The sequence below is a fragment of the Megamonas rupellensis DSM 19944 genome (assembly GCF_000378365.1).
Taxonomy (GTDB): domain Bacteria; phylum Bacillota; class Negativicutes; order Selenomonadales; family Selenomonadaceae; genus Megamonas; species Megamonas funiformis.
The window spans coordinates 1-9,758 of the sequence record NZ_KB899616.1; the positions used below are offsets into that span (position 1 = coordinate 1).

General features: G+C 30.5%; 9 protein-coding genes. All 9 read left to right on the forward strand.

Annotated elements, in window-relative coordinates:
• On the forward strand, positions 1–2,341 hold a 2,341-nt coding region (locus F553_RS0111075), incomplete at its 5' end, for an autotransporter outer membrane beta-barrel domain-containing protein (RefSeq protein WP_019000148.1).
• 81 nt (positions 2,342–2,422) lie between these two features.
• Positions 2,423–2,653: a preprotein translocase subunit SecG gene (secG, locus tag F553_RS0111080; RefSeq protein ID WP_008537917.1), complete on the forward strand. Its 231-nt coding sequence runs from the start codon at positions 2,423–2,425 to the stop codon at positions 2,651–2,653.
• A 123-nt stretch (positions 2,654–2,776) separates the two neighbouring features.
• The gene (locus F553_RS0111085; protein ID WP_019000149.1) at positions 2,777–3,511 is read left to right on the forward strand and encodes an alpha/beta hydrolase; all 735 of its coding nucleotides are present in this window, start codon (positions 2,777–2,779) and stop codon (positions 3,509–3,511) included.
• Between the two features lie 31 nt (positions 3,512–3,542).
• Positions 3,543–6,029: a ribonuclease R gene (gene rnr, locus F553_RS0111090; RefSeq protein WP_019000150.1), complete on the forward strand. Its 2,487-nt coding sequence runs from the start codon at positions 3,543–3,545 to the stop codon at positions 6,027–6,029.
• A 30-nt stretch (positions 6,030–6,059) separates the two neighbouring features.
• Positions 6,060–6,533: an SsrA-binding protein SmpB gene (gene smpB / locus F553_RS0111095; protein WP_008537912.1), complete on the forward strand. Its 474-nt coding sequence runs from the start codon at positions 6,060–6,062 to the stop codon at positions 6,531–6,533.
• 32 nt (positions 6,534–6,565) lie between these two features.
• Positions 6,566–7,600, forward strand: a complete 1,035-nt coding sequence (gene mltG / locus F553_RS0111100; RefSeq protein WP_008537911.1) for an endolytic transglycosylase MltG — start codon at positions 6,566–6,568, stop codon at positions 7,598–7,600.
• Between the two features lie 24 nt (positions 7,601–7,624).
• A complete protein-coding gene (locus F553_RS0111105) occupies positions 7,625–8,227 on the forward strand; it encodes an O-methyltransferase (RefSeq protein ID WP_019000151.1) in 603 nt (200 codons plus the stop codon).
• 15 nt (positions 8,228–8,242) lie between these two features.
• The gene (locus F553_RS0111110) at positions 8,243–9,487 is read left to right on the forward strand and encodes a peptidase U32 family protein (protein ID WP_019000152.1); all 1,245 of its coding nucleotides are present in this window, start codon (positions 8,243–8,245) and stop codon (positions 9,485–9,487) included.
• A 79-nt stretch (positions 9,488–9,566) separates the two neighbouring features.
• Positions 9,567–9,758, forward strand: a 192-nt coding sequence (locus F553_RS0111115) for a helix-turn-helix domain-containing protein (RefSeq protein WP_019000153.1), incomplete at its 3' end; no start/stop codon positions are given.

Below are 9,758 nucleotides of genomic sequence, written 5' to 3' on the forward strand. Positions count from 1 at the left end.
TAAAAATTTTGGTATCTATACTAAAGAAGAGGGCGTAGTAAATTTAAATGCTACTAATGCAAATAATACTGTATATGTAGAAACTGGATATGGAATAAGTGGTAATGATTCAGCTATAAATATCAATAGTCAGTCAGGAAATAATAGTATAGAAGTAACTCAAGGAATAGCTATTGAAGCAAATAACGGAAGCAATATTTCTCTAAATGCCAATAAAGGGCAAAATAATATAAAAGCAAGTGATATAGCTATCTCTGTAAATAAAAATAATATTGATAAAGATATTGCGATTACAAGTACGAATACAGTAGTAAAAATTGCAGGAAAAGACAATATTATAAATGCTACTACAGCTATAGATAATATTAATGGTGGTAATGTTGAAATAATAGCTAGTGAAAATAATTCTATTGATGGGTTAATACATGCAAAAAATAAAGCCAATACGAAGATCCAAGGCAAAGTAAACTATCTAAAAAATGATAATGGTCAAAGTATTATTTGGGCAGATGCTGGCACTATTGATATTACAGGAACTAGTATTATACAAGCCAATTCTCAACAAGTAGCGCTACTAGCAAATAACGATATAAATAATTTAAATCAGGGAATAATTACAGCATCATTTGGTCAAAATAGTGTGATTAAAGGAGATATTATAGCTAAAGATAATGGGCTAATAAAATTGAATGTATCAAATAGTAATGATGATATTTCAGGATTGATTATCGAAGGTAATATTTTAGCTGAAAATCAAGGAAATATTTCTTTAGATATAGGAAATAATAGTTTAATTACAGGAAATATAAATGATTATAGTTATTTAGCGGATTTAAATAATCAAAATTTAAAACAAGAGAATTTGGCAGGTAATATAAGTATAGATTTTAATAATAAATCTAGATGGAATGTAGTAAGGCAAAGTTTTATTTCTAAGATTAATACTAAAGAAAATAACATTATTGATATGGTGGGATATAATACAGAAAATAAACCACATAGTTTAATGGTTAAAGAATTTAATGGCGATAGTAATTTTGTGATGAATTTAAATGGCAATAGACAAAATACAGATATGGTTTATTTAAATTCAGGCACAGGAAATTATAATGTTATTTTAGCAAATGCTGTAACTAAAAATGATATAGGGCAAAATGGTTTACGTTTTGCTACAGTTGGTGATAAAAATAAGCAAGTTTTTAAAAATGCAGTAGCGTATAATGATGGATTTTTTAATATTAAATACCAAATTGCTTCAGAGGATTATGATGTGAATAATGAAGAAAATACATTATATAATAATGGTGATAATAGTGATTTATTAACAGAAAATCGACCAGGTAATGATATAATTAATAATATCTTTGGCAATAATGAAGATGCTGTTAATTATAAATTGGTAAATATTGAAGAAAAAACTTTATCTAATGCAGGTAAAACTATATTAAATATGACTAAGGCTAATTATGATGTAGCGGTTTTCATGGGACGATTAGATAAACGCATGGGTGATGTGCATTATTTAAATAAAAATGATGATGGCATATGGTTTAGACTTCGTCATGATAGAATTGAAAAAGACTTAGGATATACTGTTGATGGGAATATGTATGAATTAGGATATGATAAACTTTTTCTTAGAGACAATGGTCAAGAACGTTTAGGATTAGCTTTTGATTATATGAAAGGGTCTACTTCTTATGATGATATAGCTGGCAAAGGAAATAATAGTAGAAAAGGTATCTGGCTTTATGATACATGGATTGGTGATGATGGTCATTATAGCGATTATATTTTGAAATGGGGTCATTTAGAAAATGATTTTGAAATAGCTGGTACCAAAAAATTGAATTTAATTAAAGGAAATTACGATAATGATGTATTTTCTGCTAGTGCAGAATATGGCTATATGAAAAATTTAAAAAATGATTGGTATATCACTCCTCAAGTTCAATTACAATTAGCTAAAGTAACAGGCGCAGATTACATTACAAATCAAAATACTAATGTGCATGTAGATGGTATTGATAGTATTATTGGTAGAGCAGGATTTAAATTAGGCAAAAATTTTGGTGATAATAAGAAAAATACTTTTTATCTAAAAGCAGATGTATTACGAGAATTTTTAGGCGAACAATTTGTATCAGTTAAAGATGTTACTTCAGATAATGAATATGTTGGTTTTAAATATGACCATAGTGGTTATTGGTATGATGTTGGTTTTGGTTTTAATATTGAAACTAAAAAAGATTCATATGCATTCTTAGATGTTGAACGCAGATTTGGCAATGGAAATAAAAATTCATATCAAATTAACGGTGGTTTTTACTGGGCTTTGTAATTGAGAATTTATAACTTGTAATCAAAGATATAGATATGCTATTATAGTACTAGCAGGTTTAAGTTTGTGGGGAGGATAAATATGTTATTGACTATTTTGATGATTATAGATGCGTTAGTAGCAATTGGCTTGATTGCTTCTGTGCTTATGCAAGAAGGTAAAACTGCTGGCATGGGAAGTTTATCAGGACAAAATGAAACGGCTTTTAGTAGCAGTGCTCGCGGTATGGACGCATTAATGGCCCGTTTCACTGTGTTTTTTGCTGTACTGTTTATGATAATTACTTTAATCATAGCTAAAATGGTAGCATAAAAAACTATTCTCTATCTATTTGAATTAATTTAAAGTAGATAGAGATTTTTTTTTATCAAATAGTGTAATATTTTATTTAATAAGTCATTTATAATAATATTTTAAAATTTAGGAGGTATTTTTATGATTACTAGTGGTGCAGAGCCATTTTTGTTACCTGGAGGTTCAAAGGGTGTATTATTGATACATGGATTTACAGGCTCGCCTTCTGAAATGATATTATTAGGAAATTATTTATACAGACAAGGTTATACTGTATTAGGTGTGCGCTTAGCTGGTCATGGTACGACTGTAGAAGAAATGGCTAATACTAATTGGCATGAATGGTATCATAGTGCATGTGATGGATATCATTTATTGCGTGGCATTTGCAGTGAAATATCTGTAATTGGTCTATCTATGGGCGGTTTATTAGCTATGCGAATTGGCAGGGATTTTCCTGTGAAAAAAATAATTTCAATGTCTGCTCCTGTATATATAGCTAATGAACGCAATTTAAGGTTTTTACCACCACTTGAAAAATCAGTGGGACGATATCAGCGAAAAAATAGACGAGAATTACCTGAACTAGCTAAAAGATACAATGTATCTTATAATAAAATGCCACTTGTCTGCGTTCATCAATTGTTGGAGATAATAGCCAAAACAAAAGAAATTCTACCAGAAATTTCAAAACCAATTTTGATTGTTCAAAGTAAAAATGACCATACAGTAAAAGAAGAAAGTGGTCAATATATTTATGACCATATTGGTAGCAAGGATAAACAATTATTTAAATTGAATTTTTCAGGTCATTTAGTTACTTTAGATATTGAACATGATAAATTATTTAATAAAATAGAGAATTTTTTGAAATAAATTATTTAGAGATTAGATAGAGGATAAATTTATGAGTTTACAAGAAAAAATAATGGAATATATGCAAACTAAAGCTAAAAGACCGATGAGTCAGGAAGATTTATTATATGCTTTGGCTTTAGAAGCAGATGAAATAAACCAATTACCCTCTGTGATGGAAGAATTAGAGCGAAAAAATCTACTAATTCAAAATCGAAGTGGTCTATTTGGTTTACCAAAACATATGAATTTAGTCATAGGGAAAATGAGCATTACAGCTAAAGGATTTGGTTTTGTTATTCCAGATAATGGGCTAGAAGAAGGTAAAGCTAAAGTTGATGATATTTTTATTCCTACTGGTATGTTAAATTCAGCAATGAATAATGATAAGGTTTTAGTGCGTATCACTACTGAAAGAAGTAGTTTCACTAAGCGTGAAGGCGAAGTTATTCGTATATTAGAACGTGCTAATAATAAAGTTGTAGGTACATTTGAAAGCAGTAGAACTTTTGGTTTTGTAGTTCCAGATGATAGCCGTTTAAATCAAGATATTTTTATTGAAGGTCGCAATTTTAATGGGGCAAAAGTAGGCATGAAAGTAGTTGCTGAAATCACTAAATGGCCGACAAAAAATCATAGTCCGGAAGGAAAAATTATAGAAGTTCTTGGGAAAATAGGTGCACCTGGCGTAGATATTTTATCAGTAATGCGTCAATATGATTTATCAGAGCAATTTCCTGTAGATGTACAAGAAGAAGCTAAACAGATTGAGCAAGTACCTAGTAAGGCAGAATGCAATAAACGCAAGGATAGACGCCATTTACAAATTGTAACTATTGATGGTGAAGATGCCAAAGATTTAGATGATGGTGTTTATGCAGAAAAATTGCCAAATGGGAATTTTTTCTTAGGTGTATATATTGCTGATGTTAGTCATTATGTAAAAGCATTTTCACCTTTAGATAAAGAGGCATATAATCGCGGTACAAGTGTATATTTAGCAGATAGAGTTATTCCTATGTTGCCTGTGGAGTTGTCCAATGGTATTTGTAGTTTAAATGCTGGCGAAGATAGACTTTCCATGTGTGCAGAGATGGAAATTGATGCAAATGGCTCTGTTATTAAATACGATATTTTCCCTACAGTTATTCATGTATATCGTCGATTAACGTATAAATTAGTAAATCGCATCTTAGTGGAAAAAGATACGCAAATGATTGAGGACAATCAAGATATTTTACCATTGTTGCATAATTTAGAAGCTGTATATAAAGTTTTAAATAAACGACGTCAAATGCGTGGGGCTATAGATTTTGATATCCCTGAAGTTAAGGTGAAATTGAATGCCAAAGGTCAAGCTGTAAGTCTTGTAAAACGTGAACATGGCTTAGGTGAATCTATTATTGAAGAATGTATGTTAGTGGCTAATGAAACTGTAGCCGAACATATGGCTAGAAAAGAATTGCCTTTTATTTACCGTGTGCATGAAGAACCTGTAGAAGATAAAATGTTTGCCTTAAATGAATTATTGGCTAATTTTAATTTGCATTTAAATCGCAACACTGAAGGTGAAGTTGAACCTAGAGCTGTTCAAGAGGTATTAAATTCTATAAAAGGAAAGCCAGAAGAAAAAATTATTTCTGCTGTAGCTTTGCGCAGTATGCAACAAGCTAAATATAAAGCAGAAAATTTAGGGCATTTTGGCTTAGCTGCTAAATACTATACGCATTTTACTTCACCAATTAGACGTTATCCAGATTTAATCGTTCATCGTTTATTAAAAGAACAATTAAATGGAAAAATGACAGCAGAACGTCAAGAAAAATTAAAATCAAGATTACCTGAAGTGGCTACACATACATCTAAACAAGAGCGTGTGGCTACAGAAGCAGAACGTGAAACGACTTTAATTAAAGAAATTGAATATATGGCTCGTTTTTTGGGTGATGAATTCCATGGTATTATCAGTGGTGTTACTGCTTTTGGTATTTTTGTAGAATTAGATAATGGCGTAGAAGGTTTAGTTCATGTTTCTACCATGGTAAATGATTATTATGAATATGTAGAGAAAGAATACGCACTCGTTGGTGAAATGACTAATTTCAGATATCGTTTAGGTGATGAAGTAACTGTTATTTTGACAAGAGCAAGTATCAAAGAACGTTCTATTGATTTTATTTTAAAAGACAATGGTAAGATGCCACTTGTTTTTGAAGATGATATAATCGCTAAACCATTTTTTACAGAAATCAATAATAATGTGAAAAAAGATTTAAAGATTAGGGAAAATTTTTCTAAAGAAAATAAAGCAAGCAAAAAGCAAGCGGATAAATATAAACGCAAAAAACGTAAAGATAAAGAGCATAAAAAAATAGAGGAAAAAAGAAAGAAATCTATTGCAAAAATAGAAGGTAAGAAAAAAGATAACAAGAAAAGTGCTTTTTATGATAAAATTTATACGAAGAAAACTCGTAAAAAAAGTGGCACCAAAGAACGTGTGCGTGATAGAGTTTCAAAAGGCAAACGCCGTAAAAAATAAATATTTTAGACAATAAGTAAGGTTGATTTTATGGGAAAGAAAAATGCAAGTGTAAAAATTGTTTGTGAAAATAGAAAGGCTCGTCATGATTATTTTATTCATGAAACATATGAAGCTGGGATTGTTTTAGTAGGTACAGAAGTTAAATCTCTTCGTGCTGGCAAAGCTAATTTAAAAGATAGCTTTGCTAAAATCAAAAACAATGAAATCTTTTTGGATAATATGCATATCAGTCCTTATGAACAGGGCAATATTTTCAATCATGATCCACTTCGTGCTAGAAAATTACTGATGCATAAAATAGAAATAGTGAAATTATCCAGTAAAATCAAAGAAAAAGGTTTTACATTAGTACCATTAAAAGTTTATTTTAGCAAAGGTAGAGCTAAAGTGGCTTTAGGTCTTGCTACTGGTAAGAAAAATTATGATAAACGTCAAGCTTTGGCAGAAAAAGCTGCAAAACGTGATGTTGAACGTGCATTGAAGGAACGTCAAAAATATTAAATATAGTTAAGTGAGATGGTGATTAATTATTTATGTGGGAAAAGATAAAATCTATATTAACTACTACTAAATATCAAGTTAGAATTGGCTTGGCTGTAGTATTAATATTTTTAGGCGGATATAATTTATTTTTCATTGGCGATGATGAAGGACATGGCGATAATATTTCTATAAAAATAGAAAGTGGCATGTCTACAGAAGAAATTGCTCAAAATTTGCAAGAACATGCTATAATAAACAATGGTCTTGGTTTTCGCATTTTAGCTCGTTTGGAAGGTAAGGATACTCAATTTAAAGAAGGTATTTATTATTTTCGTGTGGGTATGAATATAAATTCTGTTCTTGATAGATTGGTTCAAGGGCCAGAAAATCAAGTAGTCAGAATAACTATTCCAGAAGGCTTCACTGTAGAAGATATTGCTAATTTATTAGAAAAAGAAAATTTGACTACAAAAGAGGAATTTTGCAAGGTAGCAAAAGATTATACTCCATATGATTATATGAAGGAAGCTACAGAAAATAAGGATATCAAATATGCTGTAGAGGGATTTTTATTTCCTGATACTTACGATATTGATAGGTCTTATGGTGCAAAACAAATCATGCAAATCATGGTAGATAATTTTGACCATAGATTAAATAGTGAAATGCGTGAACGTGCTAAAGAGGAAAATTTATCTATTTTTGAATTGGTAACTATGGCATCTTTGGTGGAAAAAGAAGCTAAGTTTGCAGAAGATAGACCAATTATCGCTGATGTATTTTTCAAACGACTAGAAAATCATATGATGTTACAATCTGATGCGACTATTCAATATGCTTTAGATGAACATAAGGAAGAATTTAGCATTGAAGATACAAAACTAGATTCTCCATATAATACGTATCAACATGAAGGATTGACTCCAGGGCCAATTGGAAATCCAGGTCTTGCTTCTATTGAGGCTGTGTTATATCCAGCAACTACAGATTATTTGTATTTTGTGGCAGATAGTGAAGGTCATAATCATTATAGTGTAACGTATGATGAACATTTAAAAGTTATTGAAGAAATATATGGTGAATAAATAATAAGTAAGAGGAATTAAAACGTGGAAGCTTTATTTAAGCAAATGGAAGATTTTGCGAAAGAAAATAAAGTACCAATCATCAATGAAAATGGCAGAAAGGTTTTTATTGAAATAATAAAAAAATATAAGCCACAAAGAGTTTTAGAAATTGGTACTGCGATAGGTTATTCTGCATTATTAACTACTTATTATGGTGCAGAAAATGCAAAGATTATTTCTTTGGAATTAGATGAAGAACGCGCAAAACAGGCTCAAGATTTTATAAATCAATCTGCATATAAAGAGCAGATTGAAATAATCTTAGGTGATGCCGCTGAAAATATAGAAAAACTAGATAAAAATTATAAATTTGATATGGTTTTTATCGATGCAGCTAAAGGACAATATCCTGATTATTTGCAGAAAGTATTACCATTATTAGCTGATGATGGCATTATTTTAGCTGATAATGTATTATTTCGCGGTTATGTAATGAGTGAAGAAAAGCCACCTCGCCGATATAAGACTATTGTAAAAAGATTGCGAGAATACATTGCTATGGTAAGTGATAAAGATAAATTTACAACAGAAATTTTTGAAAATGGCGATGGTTTGGCTTTAACTAAAAGATTGAAAACTAATTAATTATTTGGAGGAACAATGCAAAATACAATAAAAAAACCTGAATTATTAGCACCAGCAGGAAATTTAGAAAAATTAAAAATGGCTATTTTATATGGAGCAGATGCTGTATATCTTGGCGGAAAACGTTTTGGGCTTCGTGCTTATGGCGGTAATTTTTCTAAAGAAGAAATGATTGAAGGCGTTAAATTTGCTCATGAACGTGGTAGAAAAGTTTATGTAACAGCAAATATTTTTCCGCATAATAATGATATAAATGAGATTTTACCATATCTACAAGAATTGGTAGAGGTTGGTGTTGATGCTGTTTTAGTATCTGATATCGGTTTATTCATGCTCATTAAAAATGAAGTGCCAAATCTTGAAGTTCATATCAGTACACAGGCTAATAATACAAACTGGAGAGCTGTTAAAGCCTGGCAAGATTTAGGAGCAGAACGCGTTGTATTAGCTCGTGAACTTTCTTTTGCTGAGATAAAAGAAATTCGTGAAAAAACTGATGTGGAATTAGAAATGTTTGTACATGGTGCAATGTGTATTTCTTATTCTGGTCGTTGCTTAATCAGCAATTATTTAACAGGTAGAGATTCTAATCGTGGAGCATGTACTCAACCTTGCCGTTGGAAATATAATTTAACTGAAGAAAAACGTCCTGGTCAATTTTTCCCTGTAACTGAAGATGAAAATGGAACATATTTCTTTAATTCTAAAGATATGTGTTTACTTCCTTATCTAAAAGATATCATTGAATGTGGTGTAGATAGCTTAAAAATTGAAGGTCGTATGAAATCTATTCATTATGTAGCTAGTGTAGTAAGTGCATACCGTCATGCTATCGATAGTTATTTTGAAAATCCAGAAGAATTTATAATCAAACAAGAATGGATAGATGAATTAAATAAAGTTTCTCATCGTGAATATACAAGTGGTTTCTCTTATCATAAAACTTCTTGTGATGATCAAATCTATAATACAACATCTTATGAACATACATCTGATTTTGTAGGCTTAGTACTTGATTATGATGAAGAAACTAAAATTGCTACTATACAGCAACGTAATCATTTAACAGTTGGACAAGAAATAGAATTTTTCCAACCTGATGCACCTTTATTTAAACAAACTATTACAGAAATGTTTAATGATGAAGGTATTTCCATAGAAATAGCACCACATCCACAACAGATTATCACTATGAAAATGGATAAACCTGTTGTGCCATATACAATTTTAAGACGTGATGTAGTTACTGAAGAAAATTAAATAAAAAAGCGTTATAATCATTTATGAACTGCACCCCAAAAGTTGGACAAAAAACAACTTTTGGAGGTGCAGTTTTTTTATGACTAAATACTCAAATGAATTTAAAGTTAAAGCAATTAAAATGGTTTTAAAAGGAGCTTCTATTTCTCATGTAGCTAAAATTCTAAACATGCCAGATATAGCTCCTCTTTGCAGATGGATATCTCATTATGAACATGGTGGTATTCCACAACTTCTTCATAAAAATCGTAAATATACTCCTATCTTTAAG

What these genes read in the sequence shown, in the direction of transcription:
- secG (WP_008537917.1), top strand. Translation starts at nt 2,423, where the DNA reads ATGTTATTGACTATTTTGATGATTATAGATGCGTTAGTAGCAATTGGC.
- rnr (WP_019000150.1), top strand. Translation starts at nt 3,543, where the DNA reads ATGAGTTTACAAGAAAAAATAATGGAATATATGCAAACTAAAGCTAAA.
- mltG (WP_008537911.1), top strand. Translation starts at nt 6,566, where the DNA reads ATGTGGGAAAAGATAAAATCTATATTAACTACTACTAAATATCAAGTT.
- F553_RS0111110 (WP_019000152.1), top strand. Translation starts at nt 8,243, where the DNA reads ATGCAAAATACAATAAAAAAACCTGAATTATTAGCACCAGCAGGAAAT.
- smpB (WP_008537912.1), top strand. Translation starts at nt 6,060, where the DNA reads ATGGGAAAGAAAAATGCAAGTGTAAAAATTGTTTGTGAAAATAGAAAG.
- F553_RS0111085 (WP_019000149.1), top strand. Translation starts at nt 2,777, where the DNA reads ATGATTACTAGTGGTGCAGAGCCATTTTTGTTACCTGGAGGTTCAAAG.